The sequence below is a fragment of the Ferrovibrio sp. genome (assembly GCF_041906005.1).
In the GTDB taxonomy this organism is placed as follows: domain Bacteria; phylum Pseudomonadota; class Alphaproteobacteria; order Ferrovibrionales; family Ferrovibrionaceae; genus Ferrovibrio.
Genome location: NZ_JAYRJY010000005.1, coordinates 14,985 through 36,895 on the forward strand (window position 1 = coordinate 14,985; position 21,911 = coordinate 36,895).

A 21,911-nucleotide genomic window follows, 5' to 3' on the forward strand; every position below is an offset into this window, starting at 1 on the left:
CCCTTATTTCGCACGCGGATCGAGCAGCCGATAGGCCAGATCCGTTAGCATGTTGATGATGATGAAGATGGCGCCCACGACGATGGTGCCGCCCATGACCGCCGGCATGTCCTGGCCGAAGATCGAATCGGTGATGTAGAGGCCGAGGCCCCGCCAGGCGAAAACGGTTTCAGTCAGCACGGAGCCTTCCAGCAGATTGCCATAGGAAAGGGCGATGACCGTGATGAGCGGTACCAGCACATTGCCCATGGCGTGTTTCCAGATGATGCGTGTCTCGGAAACGCCTTTGACGCGGGCGGTCAGGATGTATTCCTGGGATAGCTGCCCCAGCATCAGCGACCGTGTCATGCGGCTGATATAGGCAAGGCTGAAATAACCAAGGAGGCTCGCCGGCAGGATCAGATGCCCCAGTGCATTCTTGAAGAGGTCCATGTCGCCGGCGATGAGCGTGTCTACGGTCATCAGGCCGGTGACCGGCGTCACCATATCCTCATAGCCGAAATCGAGGCGCCCGGGTCCGGGCAGCCAGTCGAGCTTGGCGTAGAAGACGAGGAGGCCCATCAATCCCAGCCAGAAGATCGGCACCGAATAGCCGACCAGGCCTAAGAAGCGGACGACATGGTCGACCATCGTGTCCTTGCGCACAGCTGCCAGCACGCCTAGGGGAATACCGAGCACGATGCCGATGAGGGTGCCGAGCGTCGCCAGCTCCAGCGTCGCCGGAAAGACGTTCATCAATTCCTGGGCGATCGGTTGGCTGGTGCGGATCGACTGGCCGAGATCGCCCTGGAGGACGTTCGACAGGTAGATCCAGAATTGAACGAGGATCGGCTTGTTGAGGCCGAGCTGTTCACGCACGCGCGCCACATAATCCTCGGTCGCGTGATCGCCGACGATGGCCAGCACCGGATCGGCAGGCAGCAGACGGCTGATGACGAAGGTCACCAACAACAGGCCGAACAGGGTGGTGAGAACCGAAGCAAGCGTGCGCAGAAGCCCGCGCAGGCGTCGGGATTTGATCAGCATGAAAGGGCTCTCGTCATGGAGGGTCGCATCCTCGCTTCAATCCCCGGAATTCAAGAAATCAGACTAGTTCGAGGTCCATCTAAAGAAAACGCCCTCTCCCGGCAAGGGGAGAGGGCGTCGGCGGCAAGAGCAAGCTTATTCCTTGGCCACATTCGAATAGAGATTGAGATCGAAGGTGGGGCCAAGGACGAAGCCCTTCACATTGTTCTGCACGGCCGCGGTTTCGACCTGCTGGAACATGATGACATAGGGGCTGGTCTCCAGTGCCTGCTTCTGCAGGGTCATGTACATGGCGGCACGCTTGGCGCCGTCCTTCTCGTCGCGGGCGGCGAGAACGGCCGTTTCATTCTCCGGCAGCTGCCACTGATTGCGCTTGGCGAGCGGCGCCATCAGATAGCCTTCGGCGTTCGAATGCGGGTCCTGATAATCCGAACCCCACTGGCCGATATAGATGTCGTGCTGGCTGGCACGATACTTAGTCAGCGTGGTCTTGTTGTCGGCCAGCTTGATGATGATGTTGATGCCGGCCTTGGCCATCGTGTTCTGGATCGAGGCCGAGAGGAGGCGGGTCTCCGTCTTGTTGGTCGTATCCATCGTCACGTTGAAGCCGTCCGGCACGCCGGCCTTGGCGAGGAGTTCTTTCGCCTTCTCGACATTCAGGCTGAACGGTGTCTCGTTATCCGCACCCAGCTGGCCTTCGGGCAGGAAGGTCTGGTGCTTGATGCCGATCGCCTTGAACGAGGTGTCGGCGAGGCCGTCATAGTCGACCAGGTACTTCATGGCCTGGCGAACTTCGGGCTTGGCGAGATATTCGTTCTTGGTGTTGAGGCCCATATACCACAAGGTCGCCTTCGGTGCCGCGGCCACATGGACGCTCTTGTCGCCGGCGATGGCTTTCAACTGGTCGCCGGTGAGGTTGCGGGCCATGTCGACGTCGCCCTTCTGCAGCAGCAGCTGCTGGGTGGCGCTTTCGGTCACGTTCTTCGCGAGTACGCGCTTGATCTTCGGCGCGCCGCCCCAATAGCTTTCGTTGGCTTCGAGGACCAGCGATTCATTCGGCTTCCAGGCCTTCAGCACGAAGGGACCGGAACCGGCATAGTTGGTGCGCATCCAATCATAGCCGAGGTCGCCATCCTTCTCGTGCGCCAGTGCTTCCTTCTTGTCGACCACGGCCGAGGTATAGGACAGGCAGTTCAGGAAGAAGCTCGGCGCATAGGCGGCATCGAGCTCGACTTCGACGGTCGAGGCATCCTTCACGCGAATCATGTCTTTGACGTTTTCGGGCTTCAGGCCGAACTGATTCATGATGAAGGAAGGATTCTTCGCGAGCAGGACATAGCGCTCCATCGAGAACTCGACGTCGTCGGCCGTCATCTCGTTGCCCGAGGCGAATTTGATGCCGGGGCGGACCTTGAAGGTGAAGACCTTGCCGTCATCGGAGACGGACCAGCTTTCGGCCGCCTGCAACTTGATCTCCCCTGGCTTGTCGAGGTCCTGCACGACCAGGCGGTCATAGGTGTTGGCCATATATTCGGAGCTGGAGAATTCATAGATCTCGGCCGGATCGAGCGAGATGATGTCGTCGAAGACCCAGGCCATGACCAGCGTGTCCTTGGGTGTCTTGGCTTCAGCGGCAACGAAGCCGCTGGCCATGACCAGAGCAAGACCGGCGACGCCGGCCTTAAGAAGCATATTCATCGAGAGCCTCCTGGTTGTAATCGGACTTGTTCTTGCATCCCACAAGCATTGCCTTGGGCGCATGCCCCGCGCCCATGCCGCCCGCTAGGCTATACCGCGATCACAAATCTGCAATGAAATTCTGACCGTAAGGCCAAGAAGGGGCGCGATCTTTTCTTGAGAGGCGCCGTAAAAACGGGCAGCCCTGCCGCAAGCTTAGGCGGGCACCGGTTCCTGCAGGAAAATCTCGATTCGCTCCTTGCCCTTGCCGATATTGCGGCGTTTCAGGGTCAGCGGACCCACCTCGCCGGTGCGCTTCAGATGCGTCCCGCCGCAAGGGACAGGGTCGAACCCCGCTACCTGCCAGTAGCGCCGACCGGCGCCGATATCGCTGAAGGCACTGGTTATGGGCAGATCGGCGGCAATGACAGCGTCGGCACGCGCGGTGAGGGCGGCAAGCTCCGGCGTCACGGGGGTTGCCCGGGCGAAGTCGATGCGCGCCTTGTCGGCGGCGATATGGGCGCCGATCTTCTCGATGGGGCCGAGGTCGCGATAGACGATCTCCAGCACGATCTCGGCCGCGAAATGGAGCCGCATCAGCCGATAGCGGCGTTCCCAGTCGATCGTGGTTGCGACCCTTGTGCCGGGCGCCAGCCCATGGCCGGTAGGCAAGGTGTAGATGATGTCGGCCCCCGCTTTCCGGGCATCGAGGACCTCATGCCCGCCGATCGTGCCGTGATCACTCTCCTGCCCGCCGGAGAAGGCATAGATGATCGTGGCGGTCAGCGTGACATTGCTGCCGTCGACCGTCGCTACCTCCGTCTCGAGATACGCGAGATAAGGGTCTTCCCAGAAAACTTTCCGTAGCATGCGCACATTTTTAAAGAGGTGCCTCAGACGGAGCAAGAGTGTCGTCGGCAACTATATTGCCGCGATACTCCATCCAGACCGTCATCCCCGGGCTTGACCCGGGGATCTGATGCGCTCGGGCTCTGTCCTTCAGATGCAAGCTGATGCCCGGGTCAAGCCTGGGCATGACGATTGAGCAAGGGCCAGGTTATCCTTTGCGCTCTTTGTCGATGTTATCGGCTATCAGCGCAACCATCTCGAACATGATGGCCATCGCGTTCATGGCCGTGATGTTGTTGGGGTTGTCCTTGGTGGGGATCATGCAGACGATATCGCCGCCGATGATGTCGAGCCCGCGCAGGCCGTGAAAGATCTTCACGATCTGCGAGGCGCGCAATCCCTCATGCAGCGGCTCCAGATTGGAAACCGCGGGTGCATCCGCCGGGTCGAGCACATCGAGGTCGAAGGTGATGTAGAGCGGCATGTCGCCCACGCGCTCGCGGATGATGTCGATGGTGCGGTCGATCCCGATCTCGAAGAACTCCTCGGCCGGGATCAGGCGATAGCCGAGTTTGCTGTAATTGAGGTCCTTGCGCGGGCGGATCGGGTTGCCGCGCATGCCGATCTGCACGCTCCTGCTGGGGTCGACATGCTCTTCCGCGACCGTATAGGCTGCCCAATGCGCCGCCGAGCGCTCGGCTCCCAGCCAGTGCGGGATATGTTCGTAATCGTCGCGATGCGCGTCGAAATGGAGGAGGGCGCATTTGCGACCGCCGGTGGTCTTGGCCTGCTTGCCCGCCAGGGCTTTGAGGATCGGCCCGGTGATGGCATGATCGCCACCGATTGAAACGGGCCGGGCGCCGGCGCGGTCGATGCGCTGGTAAAAGCCCTCGATATCCTTGACGCAGATGTCGTTGACCATGGCATGGGGCAGCGGCACATCGCCGATATCGTTGATGCGCGCCACCTCCCAGGGAACGATGCCGTATTTCTGGTGGCCGCGCCGATACCAGCCCGAAACATTGCGCACTGCGCGAGGGCCGAGGTGCTGGTCACGCTCGGTCGATCCATTGCCGGAAGAATGCGGCACGCCGACCAGGGCGATATCGCAATTGCCGGGGTTCTCGTCGAACTGGCATTTGAAGAAGGTCTGGATGCCCCACCAATACCAGGGCTCCATCTCCGCCTTTTTGCGCTGGAACTCGGCCTCGTCCATTTTCATCCCCCGTCATGCAATTCGAGGATGAACCTAGCCGTCGCGCTGGTTGCTGACAATAATCGTCCACAATGCAATCTCGTCATGCCGGGCCTGACCCGGGTATCCACTCTCGCCGGCAAGCAGTGGATCCCCGGGTCTTCGCCCGGGGATGACGGCAGATCGAAGGGCCTCAGCTGACGAGATCACCCCAGAGGTCGTAATCCTCGGCGCGCTCGATCTTCACCTTGACCATGTCGCCGGCCTTCAGACGCTTCTTGCCGAGATTGCCGACAAAGACCTGGCCGTCGATTTCCGGCGCATCCGCCGACGAGCGGCCGATGGCCTGCACCTTGCCGGCCTCGTCGATCAGCACGTCGAGCGTCCTGCCGACCTTCTTCTGCATGCGCTCTTCGCTGATCTGGCGCTGCGTTTCCATGAAACGGTCCCAGCGGTCATGCTTCTCGTCCTCGTCGACCTGCTCGAGGCCCAGATCGTTGGCCTTGGCGCCGTCGACCGGCTCGTATTTGAAGCAGCCGACGCGGTCGAGCTGCGCTTCCTCGAGCCAATCCAGCATGTAGTTGAAATCGTCCTCGGTCTCGCCGGGGAAGCCGACGATGAAAGTGGAGCGAATGGTGAGATCCGGGCAGATCTCGCGCCACTTCTTGATGCGCTCCAACACCTTTTCCTGGTTGCCGGGCCGCTTCATGGCCTTCAAGACCTTGGGGTTCGCATGCTGGAAGGGGATGTCGAGATAGGGCAGGACCAGCCCTTCCGCCATCAGCGGAATGACATCGTCGACATGCGGATAGGGATAGACGTAATGGAGGCGCGTCCAGGCGCCGAGCGATCCCAGTTCACGGGCGAGGTCGAGGAACTTCGCCTTCACCATGCGGCCGTTATACTTGCTCTCGGCATAGCTAATATCTACACCGTACGCGCTTGTATCCTGGCTGATGACCAGCAATTCCTTGACGCCGGACTTCACCAGATTCTCGGCTTCGATCAGCACTTCGCGCGCGGGGCGCGAGGCGAGATCGCCGCGCAAGGACGGGATGATGCAGAAGGAACAGCGATTGTTGCAGCCTTCCGAGATCTTCAGATAGGCATAGTGGCGCGGCGTCAGCTTGAGGCCGGCCGGCGGCACCAGATCCATGAAGGGGTCGTGTTTGGGCGGCACCACATCATGGACCGCATTCACCACCGTCTCGTATTGCTGCGGGCCGGTGATGGCCAGCACATTGGGATAATCGCCGCGGATGAGTTCGGGCGTGGCGCCGAGGCAGCCGGTGACAATCACCTTGCCGTTCTCATTGAGCGCTTCGCCGATCGCCTCCAGGCTTTCGGTGCGGGCGGAATCGAGGAAGCCGCAGGTGTTGACGATGACGACGTCGGCACCGCCATAGGAATCCGAAATCTCGTACCCCTCGGCGCGCAGCTGCGTGAGGATGCGCTCTGAATCGACCAGCGCCTTGGGGCAGCCCAGGCTGACGATGCCGACGCGCGGCTGGCTTTTGCTCATGTTCTTTACGGTCCTGAAGTCGCTTATGGGCCGGCGCGCGCGATCGGGTAAGTCACAGCCCCGTCTTCAAAGGCGCGGGCGGCGTGCCCGACTGATTTGCGGCTTCACCTAAAGGTATTTTCGCCAACCGGCAAGATATCTCCTAAGCAATTGTACTAAAATGCTTTTATATCGGTCACAACCTTGTCACGTCAGTCACCGGCTTGTCGGGGGCGTGGGTTGGGCCAGTCCCGTAGCTTGGTTGAGAGATGATTTGGCTCAAGACCCTCGGGAGGAGATGGCCATGATCGAGACGGTTGTTGCGATGGCGTTGGTGGTTTGGGTGATCGCTTTGGCGATGGCGCCGGCATGGCTCGGCCCCGTTTCCTTCCGCTCGCGGCTGCTGGAGCGCTCGCGCCTGTTGCTGCGTACGCGCCTGCATTTGCGCTCCCGCATCGATTTCGCCCGTTCCCGCTTTTCGGTCCTCGCCTGAATCAGTTCACGCCTGAATCAGTCCACGCCTGAGGAGCTGAAGCATCCCTTTTAAAGCCGTCCTGTCCCTCGAACTGCCGGCCCCAACTGGTTGAACGTTGCCAAACTGGTCGGTCGATCCCGGTGAACCCAGCCGGACCTACCCCCCGAAAGGGAACCCCCGCCGAGATCGACCCAAGCGCCCAACCGCCTCCTCTTGCGGTTGGGCGATTTTTTTATGTGCGTTTTTGAGTAAATGGCCGCGTTGCAGGGCTTTTGTTGCACTGCATCGTTTTCGGGTGGAAAGCCGATGCATGGCTTGGTTAAGCTGTGCCGCCCGCCACCCGGGCCACAGTCATTTTCCGGATTCCTACCCATCATGCCCCCAAGTCTGACCGACCGCCCCATCCGCCTTTATGAATTGTCCAAGATGGACAAAGCCGCCCGCGCCCGCCTGCTGGTGCGTTCGGAAGAAAATCTCGACACTTTCATTGATGCGGTTAAGCCGATCCTGGCCGACATCGCCGCGGAGGGCGATGCGGCCCTCATCCGCTGCGCCAAGCGTTTCGACGGGGCACCGGCCGGCTTCAACGCCATCCGCACGCCGGCCGAGGATTTCGTCCATGCCCGCCAGCAAGTCTCAGCCGAGGTGATCGCCGCGCTCGAATTCGCTGCCGACAATATCCGCCGCTATCACCAGGCGCAGATGCCCGAAGAGATGTGGCTGAAGGAAATGCGGCCCGGCGTCTTTGCCGGCGAACGCTGGTCGCCGATCGATTCCGTCGCCTGCTACGTGCCGCGCGGCAAGGGCTCGTTTCCGTCGGTGGCGCTGATGACGGCGATCCCGGCCGTGGTGGCGGGGGCCGGGCGCGTCATCCTGCTGACCCCGCCCGGCGCCGATGGCCGCGCCGATCCGGCGACACTCATTGCGGCGGAACTGGCCGGCGTCACCGAAGTCTACCGTGTCGGCGGCGCGCAAGCGGTGGCGGCGGCGGCTTATGGGACTGAGAGCGTGCCGCGCTGCCTCAAGATCGTCGGGCCCGGCAGCCCCTATCTCATTGCCGCCAAGAAGCTGCTCGCCGACCGCATCGATCCCGGCATGCTGGCGGGGCCGTCCGAGGCCCTGGTGTTGGCCGATGAGACGGCGGATGGGCGCCTGGCGGCACTCGATCTGCTGGTCGAGGTCGAGCATGGCCCCGATTCATCGGGCTTCCTGGTGACGCCGTCACGCCAGGTCGCGGAAGACGCGCTCAAGGCCATTCCCGGCTTCTTCGGTCAGATGAGCGAGACGCGCGTGGACTACACGCTGACCGTGCTGTCCTCCGAGCGCGGTGGCATCGTGCTGACGCAGGATTTGCAGGCCGCCTATGATTTCGTCAACGACTACGCCCCCGAACATCTGATGATTCACGCCAAGGAGCCCTATGCGCATCTGGGGCAGATCCGCAATGCGGGTGAGATCCTGCTCGGCGAGAACAGCTCCAACACGCTGGCGAATTTCGTCATCGGTCCCAACAATGTGCTGCCGACCAGCGGCTGGGCCAAGACCATGTCGCCGCTTTCGGTGTTCGATTACATGAAGCGCGCCACCGTGGCGCAGGTGACGCCGGCCGGCTATGCGGGCCTTGCCAAGGCCGCCGAGACACTGGCGCGCTACGAGGGTTTTGACGCCCATGCCAATGCCGTTTCGGAAACGCGGGCGAAGATCATGAAGGATAGAAAAGGGTGAATTTGATGGCGGTACCGGTTCAGCACGTCTCCTGCCCGCCCTTTATGGATCAGCGGCCCGGCACGTCGGGCCTGCGCAAGAAGGTGAGGCGTTTCGCCGAACCGCATTATCTCGCCATGTTCGTGCAGGCGATCTTCGACGGCGTCGGTGAACTGAAAGGCAGCACCATCGCGCTCGGTGGCGATGGTCGCTATTTCAACCGCGAAGCCAGCGCCATTATTTTGCGCATGGCGGCAGCACACGGCATCGCCAGGATCGTCGTGGGACAGGGCGGTATCCTCTCGACCCCGGCCGTTTCCAACATCATCCGCGCGCGTGGCCTGAAGGGCGGCATCATTCTTTCCGCCAGCCACAATCCGGGCGGGCCCGAGGGCGATTTCGGCATCAAATACAATGTCGGCAACGGTGGTCCGGCGCCGGAATCGGTGACCGAGGCGATCTTTGCCCTGTCGCAGCGACTCACGGGCTATGACATCCTCCCTGAAAGTGCGGGTTCCATCGACCTCGACAGGCTCGGCACGCAACAACTCGGCCCCCTCAGTGTCGAGGTCGTCGATCCGGTCGCCGATTATGCCGCGCTGATGGAAAAGCTGTTCGATTTCGGCCGCATGCGGGCGTGGTTGAAGACCAACCGCATCCTGTTCGATGCCATGCATGCAGTTACCGGCCCCTATGCGACCGAGATCCTGGTGAGGCGCCTGGGTGCTCCGGCAAGTTCCGTGATCAACGCTGTCCCGAAGCCAGATTTCGGCAATCACCATCCCGACCCCAATCCCGCCCATGCCGAGGAATTGATGGCACGGCTGTGGGCTGCCGATGCCCCGGCGCTGGGTGCCGCCTCCGATGGCGATGGCGACCGCAATATGATCTTGGGGCCTAAGCTCGCCGTGACGCCCAGCGATAGTCTGGCTGTCTTGGCTGCCAATGCGACGCTCGTTCCCGGTTATGCCAAGGGCATCAGGGGTGTCGCCCGCTCCATGCCGACCAGCCGCGCTGCCGATGTGGTGGCGCAGGCGCTGGGCATCGAAAGCTTCGAGACGCCGACGGGCTGGAAGTTCTTCGGCAATCTTCTCGATGCCGACCGCGTCACTCTTTGCGGCGAGGAAAGCTACGGCACCGGCTCCGACCATGTGCGCGAGAAGGATGGTCTCTGGGCCGTTCTCTTCTGGCTCGACCTGCTCGCGGCCACGGGCAAGACCGTGCCGTCGATCCTGGCGGCGCATTGGGCCCGCTTCGGCCGGCATTATTATTCGCGTCATGATTACGAAGCACTGGAAAGCGCCAAGGCCAATGACATCATGGGCGATCTCCGCAAGCGATTGCCGGATCTCAGGGGCCGCCACGGCATCGAGTTGGCCGACGATTTCCGCTACCAGGATCCGATCGACGGATCGGTCAGCGAAAAGCAGGGCGTGCGCCTTGTCTTTGCCGATGGCGGCCGCCTGGTGCTGCGCCTTTCCGGCACCGGCACGGAAGGGGCGACCTTGCGCCTCTATATCGAACGCTTCGAACCGAAGACGGGCCGGCTCGATCTCGAACCGCGGGAAGCCCTTGCCGATCTCATCGCGCTGGCCGAGGAACTGATCGGCATCAAGCGCCTTTCGGGACGCCGCCAACCGGATGTGGTGACATGAAAAAACCGACCGAACTGCCCGCCTGGAAGGCGCTTGCCGATCATCACGCCAAGCTCGGCGGCACAACGCTCGCGGCGCTCTTTGCTGCCGACCCCGCGCGCTTCGAGAATTTTTCGGCCCGCCTCGGCGATATCCGCCTCGATTATTCGAAGAATGGCGTCAGTGACATCACCATGGGCCTGCTGCTCGATCTTGCCCGCGAAAGCGGGCTGGAGGCAGCGCGCCAGGACTTTTTCGATGGCAAGCGTGTCAACAACACGGAAAACCGTCCGGCCCTGCACATGGCCCTGCGGGCGCCGGCGGCGCATGGCGGCAAGGGCCTTGCCTTCGCCGTCGACGGCAAGGATGTAGCGCCGCTGGTGACGCAGGAATTGGAGGCGATGTTCGATTTCGCCGACCAGCTGCGCCACGGCGCTTTCACCGGCGCCACGGGCCGGAAGATCAAGCGCATCGTCAATATCGGTATCGGCGGTTCGGATCTCGGCCCCGCTCTGGTGGTCGATGCCTTGCGCCCCGACATTGAGGGGCGCTTTGACCTCGATTTTGTCTCCAATGTCGACGGCGCGCATCTCGATCAGGTGCTCACCCGGGCCGACCCGGAAACGACGCTCTTCATCATCGCCTCCAAGACCTTCACCACAGCCGAGACCATGGCCAATGCGCGGGCAGCGCGCGGCTGGCTTGCCGACAAGCTGGGCTCGGCAGCCGTTGACCGTCACTTCGTCGCGGTTTCGACCAATATCGCCGCGGTGCAGGAGTTCGGCATCAACCCCCAGCGCATGTTCCGCTTCTGGGACTGGGTCGGCGGGCGTTATTCGCTGTGGTCGGCCATCGGCCTATCCATCATCATCGCGGTGGGGCCGCACAAATTCCGCGACCTCCTTGCCGGTGCGGCGGCGATGGACCGGCATTTTCTGGAAGCACCGCTTTCCGAGAACCTGCCGGTCATCCTCGGCCTGCTGCAGGTCTGGCACCGCAATTTCTGTGGTCATGCCGCCCAGGCAATTCTTCCTTACGCGCAGGATCTGTGGCGCCTGCCAGCCTATCTCCAGCAATTGGAGATGGAGAGCAACGGCAAGCGCGTGATGCGCGACGGCACGCCCGTCACCTGGGACACCTCGCCGGTAATCTGGGGGCAGGCCGGTACCAATGGCCAGCACGCCTTCCACCAGATGCTGCATCAGGGGTCGGAACCGGTGCCCTGCGATTTCATCCTGGTGGCGCGCGACCGTTCCGCCTTCCCGGCGCAGCATCAGATGCTCTTTGCCAATGGCCTGGCGCAATCGGCGGCCCTCGCCTTCGGCAAATCGGCGGAAACCGTGAGCGCTGAGATGAAGGCCGCCGGCAAATCGGCGGAGGACGTCGCTTTCCTCACGCCGCATCGCACCTTCCCCGGCAACCGGCCCTCGACCACGATCCTGCTGCCGGTGCTAGATCCCTATCATCTAGGGGCGCTTATCGCGCTCTACGAGCACAAGGTGTTCGTTGCTGCCACCATCTGGGGCATCAACCCCTTCGACCAATGGGGGGTGGAGCTTGGCAAGGAGATGGCGAACGCGCTGCTGGCCGGCAAAGGTGGCCCCGCCGATTCCTCGACAGCCGGCCTCAAGGCCCTATATGATAGTTATACGCACCGGAAATAAGGATGCGGGACACCGCGAACGGCGCGGTGCCGTTTGGGGGTAGTTGCACATGCTCAAGATCGATCCCGGCAGCGCTGCGAGCGCTGCCTTGGCGAGCCAGTTCAAGGCCGCACCCTTTGGTCCCTACAGCGCCGACCTGCAGAAGATGCTGCAATTGCTGCGCTGGGGATATGCCCGCGGACGCACCATCATCGTCTGTACCGAACCCTATAAGGAATGGCGATTGGGCCGCATGGGACCCAAGCGCGGCATGAAGGTCGAACTCGACCCCAGCGCTGTCTTCACAGACTATTCAGCCGCCGTCTGGGCTTGCTTCCGCGCGCGCTTCCAGGAAGTGACCGGCCAGCCCTGCCCAATTCAATAGGCCCCGTTCAGTAACAGAGTTCAGAAAATCATGAGCGAACGCATCCTCGGTTATACCGACCGCCTGAGCGCCGTCCCCGGCGACGTGGTCGAATTCAAAGTAAGCGCGCCCTTGGCCGGCAAGTTCAAGGCACGCCTCATCCGTCTCATCTGCGGTGACGATTCCCCCGAAGGCCCCGGCTTCAAGGCCGAGACGATCGACAGCGCCCTCGATGGTACTTATCCGGCGCGCCAGCAGCGCATCATGGCGGGTTCCTATATCTGGGTGACCGCGCGCCAGCCCTTCGACCTCGCCAACTTCACCGTGCAGGCGATGATCTGGCCGACTCTGCCGGGCAACGGCAAGCCGCAGGCGATCCTCGGGAATTACGATTCCAAGAGCGGTTCCGGCTATGCGCTCTATATCGACGAAGTGGGCTGCCTCGCCTTCCGCGCCGGCAACAACGCGCCGGTTTCGACCGGCGTCAAGCTGCTGGGGCGTCATTGGTACGAAGTCTACGCGGTGTTCGATGCCGGTACCGGCCGCGTGACGCTCGGCCACAATATGATGCTGGCCTATCATGGCGTGCCCCAGGCGGTGAGCGAGACGCATACCCTGTCCGAACCGGTGGGCGAGGGCGGGCGTTTCCTGATCGGTGCCTGGAACGAGGACAAGTTCGCGAGCGCCCATTTCAACGGCAAGATCGACGGCCCCCGTGTTTCCGCGCGTGCCTTGAAGGTGACCGAGATCGAGCGCCTGCGTGACCTGCCGCTCGACGTGGAACTGGCGCAGCATGTGGTCGCTGCCTGGGATTTCTCCCGCGGTATCCCGACGGTGAAGGTGACCGACGTCTCCGGCAACCGCCATCATGGCCGGACAATCAATCTGCCGACACGCGCCATGACCGGCTGGAACTGGGATGCCTCGGATTTCGATTTCCGTTCCAAGCCCGAGCATTACGGCGCCATCCACTTCCACGACGACGATCTCTACGATTGCGGCTGGCGCACCGACTTCTCGTTCGAGGTTCCGGACGGGCTGAAATCCGGCGTCTATTGCGCCCATATCTGGCAGAAGGATAAATCGGGCAAAAAGATCGAGGATTTCGTCCCCTTCTTCGTGCGCCCCGCACGCGGTACGGCGACGGCGCCGCTGGCGCTGCTCATTCCCACCGCCAGCTATCTCGCCTATGCCAACCAGCAGATGGTCTCCAGCTGGTGGTTCGAAGAGCTCTCCTCCTGCAAATTCGCCACCATGAGCGCCGTCGATCAGTATCTCGAGGAGCATGAGACGCTCGGCCTCTCGGTCTATGACGAACACAATGACGGCAGCGGTGTCTGCTATTCCTCGCATCTGAGGCCTATCCTCAACATGCGGCCGAAGACGGATCTGTGGCAGTTCAATGCCGATACGCATCTGACCGACTGGCTGGAGAAGAAGGGCATCCCCTACGACGTCATCACCGATGACGATCTCCACGCCGAAGGCGTCGATGCCTTGCGCCCCTATCGCTGCGTCATGACCGGCACGCATCCGGAATATTATTCAAAGGCCATGCTCGATGCCCTGCAGGCCTACACCAATGGCGGCGGGCGCCTCATGTATATGGGCGCCAACGGCTTCTATTGGCGTATCGCCTATCACGCCGGCCTGCCTGGCGTCATCGAACACCGCCGCGCCGAGGACGGCATGCGCGCCTGGTTCTCGGAATCGGGCGAGTATTTCATGAGCTTCACCGGCGAAATGTCCGGCCTCTGGGCCCGCAACGGCCGCCCGCCCAACATGCTGGTCGGCAATGCCTTCGCCGCACAAGGTTTCGTCAACGCGGTGCCCTATCACCGCACACCGGAAAGCCGCGACCCGCGCGTGAGCTTCATGTTCGAGGGCGTCGGCGACTCGCCGATCGGCGATTTCGGCACGGTCGGCGGTGGCGCCGCCGGCTGGGAGATCGACCGCGCCGATACGCGCCTCGGCACCCCGCCGCATGCACTGATCGTGGCGGCCGCAACGGACTTCCCGGACAGCTATCACTGGGTCAACGAGGAAATGAACCACACGCACTCGGCGGTCAACGGCGAGACCAACCCGCGTGTCCGCTGCGACATGATGTTCTTCGAGACGCCCAATGGTGGCGCCGTCTTCTCGACCGGCTCCATCTCCTATGGCGGGTCGCTGGCTCATGACGGTTACGACAACAATGTCAGCCGCTTGACCGAAAACGTCGTGAAGCGTTTCGTCGATCCGACACCGTTCTAAAAGGTACCCCCCTCTCTAACTCTCCCCCTCAAGGGGGGAGAGGACTGAAGCGAGATTGTAGTGACCATTCGGTCCAACCCCCCTCCCCCCTTGAGGGGGAGGGTCGGGGAGGGGGGGGCGCCGCCAGGCTCTACCCCCGCTGCTTCTTGCCCCAATCCTCGACGCCGTTCGGGCCGTTATGGAGATCGGTCAGCACATGTTCCTGGTGGCGCAAGCGCCAGGAAAGCATCTTCTGCGCCATCTCCAGCATCACGCCGGCATGTTTGGGATCCTTGGCGAGATCGTTCATCTCATCCGGATCGTTCTCAAGATCGAAGAGCAGCGGCGGTAAGGCCGCGAAATGCACATATTTCCATTTCTTGCCGCGCAGGATCGCCATCTGGCAATCATGCGTCTCGATGCCGAAGGCGCGTTCCGCGTCGATGCCGCCATAGGGACCTGAGCGGAAATCGATTTCCATATGCGCCTCTTCACGCCATTTGGCCGGCGCCTCGCCGCTGAGGAAGCCCATGAGTGACCTGCCATCGCATTGCGCCGGAATCTCGGCGCCCAGCCAGTCGAGGATGGTCGGCATGATGTCGACCGATTCGGTGAAGGCGTCGACGATGGTGCCGCGCGTTGCATCGGCAAGGTCGCGCGGGTCGCGGATGATGAGCGGAATGGCAAAGCTCTGGTCGAAATAGGTTTCCTTGCCCCAGGTATAATGGTCGCCACCCATCTCGCCATGGTCGCAGGTGAAGATGATGAGCGTGTGCTCATATTCGCCGGTCTTCTTGAGATGCGCGATGATGCGCCCGACCGCGTCATCGACCTCGTTCATCATGCCGTAATAGCAGGCGCGCATCTGCCGGAGTTCCAGATCGGACATGGTGACGAGATTGTTGGGATTGTGCTCGTCATAGGAACTGGGCCGGCTGAGCTTCTCGATCATCGTCTTCAGATGCGGGTGCTGCTTTCCTTCTTCCTCCGGCGTCGCCTTGCGCTTGGGGAAGGGCACGTCCTCGGGTGCGTACATCGCATTATAGGGTTCCGGCGTGATCACCGGCGGATGCGGGCGCAGGAAGACGCAATGCAGGAACCAGTCGTCATGTTGCCGGTCGCCCAACCAGTCGAGGATGCGGTCCGCCATGAAGCTGGTGTCGCTGTCCTCGGCCTTGAAGAAGGTCGGGATGAAACGATGTCCACGGTCCGCTGGCTTCTCAAAGCCGGGCTTGGGCTGATAGACGTCGTGGCGGCCTTCGAACTGATAGCCCTTGGCGCGCAAATCACTCATCCACTGCGCCATGTATTCCTGGAAGATCATGGTGGGCTTGTAGCCGGGCAGCGGCCCTTCATAGGTCTTCAAGGCGGGGTCGTTCGGATGCCGGCCCCGGGGATCGGCGCTGGTATCGGTATAGCCCAGCAACGTGGGATCGAGCCCCATCTTGCGCGCTTCAAGCGCCACATTGGTGTGGCGCGCATCGAGCGGTGTCCCGTTGCGTCCCGAGCGATGGTTCATCAGATAGAGGCCGGTATTGAGGCTGGACCGGGCCGGTCCGCAAGGTGCCGTCACGGTGAAGTGGCGCTTGAACAGCACCGAATCGGCCGCCAGCGCATCGAGATGCGGCGTCTTTACCGTGGGGTGGCCGAGGGCGGAGAGGCATTCGGCGCGCCACTGATCGGCCGAAATGAACAGAACCTTGCGCGGGGCGGACATGAAGCGACTTTCTGTAGGTTACCGATAAAGGACGGATTCGGGCGGCATCCTAGACGCTGGCGAGGGGTTCCGCCAAGCGCCGCCGCCGGGTCGTTCTGGCAAACCTGGATCGCCCAGATCGCCCGCCTGGTTCGCAATACTGACATGGCGGCTTCATGAAAGCGTCATTGCCCGCGTGATCTAAGCCACCCCGCAGTTCGAGAGCTGCGTCCTGGCCCGGGTGCCGCACGGCACCGGCCTAAATAGTTTGCGGGAGATAGAAGATGAAATCCGTTACGCGTTCCGTTGCCGTGTCGCTGGCGACATTGATGTCGACGACCGCGCTCATGAGCAGCTTTGCCGCGGCCGGTTCGATGGAAGACCTGGTCGCCGCCGCCAAGGCGGAAGGCGAACTCACGATCATTGCCGTGCCGCATGATTGGTGCGGCTATGGCGAGATCATCGAGAAATTCAAGGCCAAGTACGGCCTCAAGATCAACGAACTCAATCCCGATGGCGGTTCGGGCGACGAGATCGAGGCGATCAAGTCGAACAAGGACAACAAGGGTCCGCAGGCGCCGGACGTGATCGATGTCGGCCTCGGCTTCGGTCCGTCGTCGAAGGCCGAAGGCCTCGTCCAGCCCTATAAGGTCGCCACCTGGGATTCGATCCCCGACAGTGCCAAGGATGCCGAAGGCTATTGGTATGGCGACTATTACGGCGTCATGTCGTTCGAAGTGAACAGCGATCTGGTCAAGAATCCGCCCAAATCCTGGGCCGATCTCCAGAAGCCGGAATATGCCAACCTGGTGGCGCTCTCGGGCGATCCGCGGACCGGCAATGAAGGCATCATGTCGATCTATGCCGCGGGTCTCTCGACCGGCGCCAAGCATGGCGCCGATGCCGGCAAGGCGGGTCTCGACTTCTTCGCCGACCTCAACAAGGCCGGCAACTTCGTCCCCGTTGGCGGCAAGGCCAACAGCCTGGCGCAGGGCACCACGCCGATCATCATGCGCTGGGACTATCTGGCGCTCGCCGACCGCGACACGCTGAAGAACAACCCGCCGGTCGAGGTCATCGTGCCGGAAGGCCCGGTGCTGGCCGGTGTCTACGTGCAGGCGATCAGCGCCTACGCGCCGCATCCCAATGCGGGCAAGCTCTGGATGGAATACCTCTATTCCGACGAAGGCCAGCTCGGTTGGCTGAAGGGCTACTGCCACCCGATCCGTTTCAACGACCTGGTGAAGAACGGCAAGGTGCCGCAGGAGATGCTCGACAAGCTGCCGCCGGCCGAGGATTACGCGCGCGCGGTGTTCCCGTCGATCGAGGAGCAGAAGGCCGCCAAGGAACTGATCACCACGCAATGGGATGCGGTGGTCGGCGCCAACGTGCAGTAAAGTCGAAGCGTGTCGCAAATCCGGCCTCGCCCACTGCGGGTGAGGCCGGATTCCGATCCCAGGAGGATAGGCTCAGCTATTGCATCGCAATATTGATGACGGCTTTCACAAAACCGTCATCGATCGCATGCTTTAAGCGCGTTTCGCGGGTTTGGACTTTCGTTTCACTTTCGGGTCGCCTTGACAAACGAAGATGGCCTAATCAGAGTGAGGCACTGTCAAGTGAAGTTTACATGACATCACAATAATAAACCTGCTTGCTACAGCACTCTTACTGGACCTCGGGAGGTACTAATGAAATCCGTTACGCGTTCCGGCGCCGTGAAATCTGTCGCGTTGTCGTTGGCGACATTGATGTCGACGACCGCGCTCATGACCAGCTTCGCCGCCGCCGATTCGATGGAAGATCTGATCGCGGCTGCCAAGGCCGAGGGCGAACTCACCACGATCGCGCTGCCCCATGACTGGTGCGGCTATGGCGGTCTGATCGAGGGCTTCAAGGCGAAGTACGGCCTGAAGGTCAACGAGCTCAACCCCGATGCGGGTTCGGGCGATGAAATCGAAGCCATCAAGGCGAACAAGGACAACAAGGGCCCGCAGGCGCCGGACGTGATCGACGTCGGCCTCGCTTTCGGCCCGTCTTCGAAGGCCGAAGGCCTGATCCAGCCCTACAAGGTCGCGACCTGGGATTCGATCCCCGACAGCGCCAAGGATGCCGAAGGCTATTGGTACGGCGATTACTACGGTGTGCTCTCCTTCGAAGTGAACACCGACATCGTCAAGAATGTCCCTAAGGATTGGGCCGATCTGCAGAAGCCGGAATACGCCAACTCGGTGGCGCTCGCTGGTGATCCGCGCTCCTCGAACGCCGCCATCATCGGCGTTCATGGCGCCGGTATGTCGACCGGTGCCAAGGCCGGTGCCGAAGCTGGTGATGCGGGCCTGAAGTTCTTCTCCGACCTCAACAAGGCCGGCAACTTCGTCCCCGTCATCGGCAAGGCCGCCAGCCTCGCCCAAGGCTCGACCCCGATCATCATCCGCTGGGACTATCTGGCATTGGCCGATCGCGACACCTTGAAGGGCAATCCGCCGGTTGAGGTTGTCGTGCCGACCAGCACGGTGCTGGCCGGTGTCTATGTGCAGGCGATCAGCGCCTACGCGCCGCATCCGAATGCTGCGAAGCTCTGGATGGAATACCTCTATTCCGACGAAGGTCAGCTCGGCTGGCTGAAGGGCTACTGCCACCCGATCCGCTTCAACGATCTCGTGAAGAACGGCAAGGTGCCGCAGGAAATGCTCGACAAGCTGCCGCCGGCCGCTGCTTACGAAAAGGCCTATTTCCCGACGCTCGAAGAGCAGGGTGCGGCCAAGGAAGTGATCACCAAGAATTGGGATTCGGTGGTCGGCGCCAACGTGCAGTAATTCAGTCACGCTGCGCGGATAGGATAGGCCGCGCCGGTGCCGGGGGTTTTCCCGGCACCGGCGCGGTTTTCCATTTAAGTAGAGGCATAATCGCGGACGCTGCTGTCCGGCGCATTCGGCCAATGATGTCCTGGGGAAGATGACACAGCTCGATCAAAATCCGCCGCCGGGCGTGGCGCGGCTTCAATTCATGCAGGCGGCCTGGGCCTGGGTGGGGGTCGCCCCCTTCCTGATCTTTGCCCTGATGTTCCTCATCCTGCCGACGCTCTATCTCATCGTCGGCGGCTTCCAGGATCCGGACGGCAATTTCACGCTGCAGAATCTCTTCGATCTGTTCCAGCCCTCGATCATGAATGCCTATTGGATCAGCATCAAGGTGAGCGGCGCCTCCGCCATCGTCGGCGCCATCATCGGCTTCGGCCTTGCCTATGCGGTCGTGCTGGGCGGGCTGCCCGGCTGGATCCGCCCGACGCTGATGACCTTCTCCGGCGTCGCCTCGAATTTCGCCGGCCTGCCGCTGGCCTTCGCCTTCCTGGCGACCTTGGGGCGCACCGGCCTCGTCACCGTGCTGCTGGTGAAGTTCTTCGGCTTCAACATTTATGCGACCGGCTTCAACCTGCTGTCGTTCTGGGGCCTGACGCTGACCTATCTCTATTTCCAGATCCCGCTGATGGTCCTCATCCTCACCCCGGCGCTCGACGGGCTGAAGCGGGAATGGCGCGAGGCGTCGGAAATTCTCGGCGCCAGCAAGTTCCAGTATTGGCTGCATGTGGCCTTCCCAATCCTGTGGCCCAGCATCCTGGGATGCACCTTGCTGCTCTTTGCCAACGCCTTCGGCGCCATCGCCACGGCCTATGCGCTGACCGGCAGTTCGCTCAACATCATCACCATCCTGCTCTATGCGCAGATCCGCGGCGACGTGCTGCACAACCCCAATCTCGGTTATGCCCTGGCACTCGGCATGATCTTCATCACCGGCCTCACCAACGGCCTCTATATCTGGCTGCGCGGCCGGAGTGAACGGTGGCTGCGATGATTGGGCGGGAAGGGTATTCACGATGAAACAGTCCCGTCTCGGTTCCTGGATCGCCCTCATCATCGGCACGCTCTATTTCGTGGTGCCGTTGATCGGCACCTTCGAGTTCTCCCTGCGCATGCGCCGCGGCGAATACAGCTTCGACGCCTATCGCTCGGTCTTTGCCGATTCGAACTTCCAGGATTCCTTCCTCTATTCCTGCGGCATGGCCTTGGCCACCATCATCATCGGCGTCCTCATCGTTGTGCCGACCGCCTATTGGGTGCAGCTGCGCCTGCGGCATCTGCGTCCGCTGATCGAGTTCATCACCCTGCTGCCGCTGGTCATTCCGGCCATCGTCATCGTCTTCGGTTACTTGCGCCTCTACAACAGCTCGTCGCTCATTCCGCTGACGGCTGAAGTGTGGTCGACCGATCTGCTGCTGGCGCTTTCCTATGTCACTTTGGCGCTCCCCTATATGTACCGTGCGGTCGATACGGGGCTGCGCGCCATCGACGTCCGCACGCTCACCGAAGCAGCGGAGAATCTCGGCGCCGGCTGGACCACGATCCTCTTCAAGGTGATCCTGCCCAATGTGCGGAGTGCCATTCTTTCCGGCGCGTTCCTCACCTTTGCCATCGTCATCGGCGAATTCACCATGGCGAGCCTGCTCAACCGGCCGGCCTTCGGCCCCTATCTGCAGCTCGTCGGCGCCAACCGCGCCTATGAACCATCGGCCCTCGCGGTGATGGCCTTCGTGCTCACCTGGGCATGCATGGGTCTCATCAATGTCTTCGGCCGCGCAAAACAGACCAAGCACGCGCCTTAACGGCGGCGTGCGGCGAACAGAGGTAAAGTTATGGCGTTTCTCGAACTCAACCAGGTCCGCAAGGCGTTCAATCAGAACGTCGTGGTGCAGAATTTCGACCTTGCGATCGATCGCGGCGAATTCGTTTCTTTCCTCGGGCCGTCCGGTTGCGGCAAGACGACGACCTTGCGCATGGTCGCCGGCTTCGAACTGCCCAGTGGCGGCTCGATCAAGATCGAAGGCAAGGACATCACGCATTTGCGCCCCAACCAGCGCAATGTCGGCATGGTGTTCCAGTCTTATGCGCTGTTTCCCAACATGACGGTGGCCCAGAACGTCGCCTTCGGGCTGAAGGTCGCCAAATGGCAAGCCTCTGAGATCGGCCCGCGCGTCGAGGAAATGCTCAATATCATCAAGCTGCCGCATCTCAAGGACCGCTATCCCTATCAACTCTCCGGCGGTCAGCAGCAGCGCGTGGCCCTGGCCCGCGCGCTCGCGGTGAAGCCACAGGTCCTGCTGCTCGACGAACCTCTGTCGGCGCTCGATGCCAAGATCCGCGTCTCCTTGCGCGAGGAAATCCGCTCGCTGCAGCGTAAACTCGGCATCACCACCATCTATGTGACCCACGACCAGGAAGAAGCGCTCTCCATGTCGGACCGCATCGTGGTCATGAATGAGGGCCGCGTCGACCAGGTCGGCGTGCCGTTCGAAATCTACAACCACCCCAAGACGAAGTTTGTCGCCAATTTCGTGGGCACGCTCAGCGTGCTCAGCGGCACCGTGGTCGATGCTGCCGGCGGCGTGCTCGATGTCGGCGGACAGAAGATCGTGGCCGGGCGCGGCTTCCCCAGCGGCAAGGCCGGCGAGCCTTGCGCCGTCTCCCTGCGCCCGGAAGCGGCGCGGCTGGAAGGTTTCGGCGGCCAGGGTGCGATGACCAACAATTCCGACCTCGCCACGCGCAATCGCCTGCAGGGCACCATCGAGGATGTGGCCTTCCTCGGCTCGGTCGTCCGCATCAAGGTACGCCTCGGCGACAATCTCCTGTCGCTCGACACCTTCAACAATCCCGGCATCACCCCGCCCGAACGCGGCACCGCCGCGATCGTCACCTTCTCGCCAGCCGATCTGCTGGTGCTGGAAGGGTAAGGGCGGCGCTCAATCATTCTCTTCCGTCATCCCCCTCTTCCGTCATCCCCGGGCTTGACCCGGGGATCTGTCGTGCCTGGGTTCTGACTTTCAGTTTCTGGCTGATGCCCGGGTCAAGCCCGGG

General features: G+C 61.9%; 17 protein-coding genes. 11 read left to right on the forward strand and 6 right to left on the reverse strand.

Translation table 11 applies throughout. The features are described from left to right. Positions 1-3: 3 nt before the first annotated feature. From ACE3OO_RS19845 to rimO, 5 genes are all read right to left on the reverse strand, one after another. Positions 4-1,026: an ABC transporter permease gene (locus ACE3OO_RS19845; protein ID WP_374305751.1), complete on the reverse strand. Its 1,023-nt coding sequence runs from the start codon at positions 1,024-1,026 to the stop codon at positions 4-6. 135 nt (positions 1,027-1,161) lie between these two features. Then, positions 1,162-2,724 carry an ABC transporter substrate-binding protein gene (locus ACE3OO_RS19850; RefSeq protein WP_374305753.1) on the reverse strand — a complete coding sequence of 521 codons (1,563 nt, stop codon included), beginning with the start codon at positions 2,722-2,724 and terminating at the stop codon, positions 1,162-1,164. Between the two features lie 195 nt (positions 2,725-2,919). Continuing rightward, a complete protein-coding gene (locus ACE3OO_RS19855) occupies positions 2,920-3,573 on the reverse strand; it encodes an alanyl-tRNA editing protein (RefSeq protein ID WP_374305755.1) in 654 nt (217 codons plus the stop codon). A 187-nt stretch (positions 3,574-3,760) separates the two neighbouring features. Continuing rightward, positions 3,761-4,768: an arginase family protein gene (locus ACE3OO_RS19860; RefSeq protein WP_374305757.1), complete on the reverse strand. Its 1,008-nt coding sequence runs from the start codon at positions 4,766-4,768 to the stop codon at positions 3,761-3,763. A 172-nt stretch (positions 4,769-4,940) separates the two neighbouring features. After that, on the reverse strand, positions 4,941-6,269 hold the full coding sequence (gene rimO / locus ACE3OO_RS19865; protein ID WP_374305760.1) for a 30S ribosomal protein S12 methylthiotransferase RimO: 1,329 nt from the start codon (positions 6,267-6,269) through the stop codon (positions 4,941-4,943). A gap of 283 nt (positions 6,270-6,552) precedes the next feature. Between rimO and ACE3OO_RS19870 the strand changes: the two genes are divergently transcribed. From ACE3OO_RS19870 to ACE3OO_RS19895, 6 genes are all read left to right on the forward strand, one after another. After that, a complete protein-coding gene (locus ACE3OO_RS19870; RefSeq protein ID WP_374305762.1) occupies positions 6,553-6,741 on the forward strand; it encodes a hypothetical protein in 189 nt (62 codons plus the stop codon). A gap of 357 nt (positions 6,742-7,098) precedes the next feature. Beyond that, complete coding sequence (hisD, locus tag ACE3OO_RS19875) at positions 7,099-8,448, forward strand: histidinol dehydrogenase (protein WP_374305764.1); 1,350 nt, start codon at positions 7,099-7,101, stop codon at positions 8,446-8,448. A gap of 5 nt (positions 8,449-8,453) precedes the next feature. Further along, a complete protein-coding gene (locus ACE3OO_RS19880) occupies positions 8,454-10,082 on the forward strand; it encodes an alpha-D-glucose phosphate-specific phosphoglucomutase (RefSeq protein ID WP_374305767.1) in 1,629 nt (542 codons plus the stop codon). Beyond that, positions 10,079-11,725, forward strand: a complete 1,647-nt coding sequence (gene pgi / locus ACE3OO_RS19885) for a glucose-6-phosphate isomerase (protein ID WP_374305769.1) — start codon at positions 10,079-10,081, stop codon at positions 11,723-11,725. The genes ACE3OO_RS19880 and pgi overlap by 4 nt, the downstream gene beginning before the upstream one ends. 49 nt (positions 11,726-11,774) lie before the next feature. After that, the gene (locus tag ACE3OO_RS19890; protein WP_374305772.1) at positions 11,775-12,089 is read left to right on the forward strand and encodes a hypothetical protein; all 315 of its coding nucleotides are present in this window, start codon (positions 11,775-11,777) and stop codon (positions 12,087-12,089) included. A 30-nt stretch (positions 12,090-12,119) separates the two neighbouring features. Continuing rightward, positions 12,120-14,324, forward strand: a complete 2,205-nt coding sequence (locus tag ACE3OO_RS19895) for a N,N-dimethylformamidase beta subunit family domain-containing protein (protein ID WP_374305774.1) — start codon at positions 12,120-12,122, stop codon at positions 14,322-14,324. A gap of 130 nt (positions 14,325-14,454) precedes the next feature. Here the strand turns inward: ACE3OO_RS19895 and ACE3OO_RS19900 are convergent, their stop codons facing one another. Further along, complete coding sequence (locus ACE3OO_RS19900) at positions 14,455-16,020, reverse strand: alkaline phosphatase family protein (protein ID WP_374305776.1); 1,566 nt, start codon at positions 16,018-16,020, stop codon at positions 14,455-14,457. A gap of 263 nt (positions 16,021-16,283) precedes the next feature. Here ACE3OO_RS19900 and ACE3OO_RS19905 point away from each other — a divergent pair, with 263 nt between their 5' ends. The 5 genes from ACE3OO_RS19905 (at position 16,284) to ACE3OO_RS19925 (ending at position 21,787) form a co-directional block, all read left to right on the forward strand. After that, on the forward strand, positions 16,284-17,396 hold the full coding sequence (locus ACE3OO_RS19905; RefSeq protein ID WP_374305778.1) for an ABC transporter substrate-binding protein: 1,113 nt from the start codon (positions 16,284-16,286) through the stop codon (positions 17,394-17,396). 294 nt (positions 17,397-17,690) lie between these two features. Continuing rightward, complete coding sequence (locus ACE3OO_RS19910; RefSeq protein WP_374305780.1) at positions 17,691-18,818, forward strand: ABC transporter substrate-binding protein; 1,128 nt, start codon at positions 17,691-17,693, stop codon at positions 18,816-18,818. A gap of 139 nt (positions 18,819-18,957) precedes the next feature. Further along, positions 18,958-19,854 (forward strand): ABC transporter permease, encoded by an 897-nt coding sequence (locus ACE3OO_RS19915; RefSeq protein WP_374305782.1) that lies wholly within the window; start codon positions 18,958-18,960, stop codon positions 19,852-19,854. A gap of 22 nt (positions 19,855-19,876) precedes the next feature. After that, positions 19,877-20,662 (forward strand): ABC transporter permease, encoded by a 786-nt coding sequence (locus tag ACE3OO_RS19920; protein WP_374305785.1) that lies wholly within the window; start codon positions 19,877-19,879, stop codon positions 20,660-20,662. A 30-nt stretch (positions 20,663-20,692) separates the two neighbouring features. Then, complete coding sequence (locus tag ACE3OO_RS19925) at positions 20,693-21,787, forward strand: ABC transporter ATP-binding protein (RefSeq protein ID WP_374305787.1); 1,095 nt, start codon at positions 20,693-20,695, stop codon at positions 21,785-21,787. The last annotated feature ends 124 nt before the right edge of the window (positions 21,788-21,911 follow it).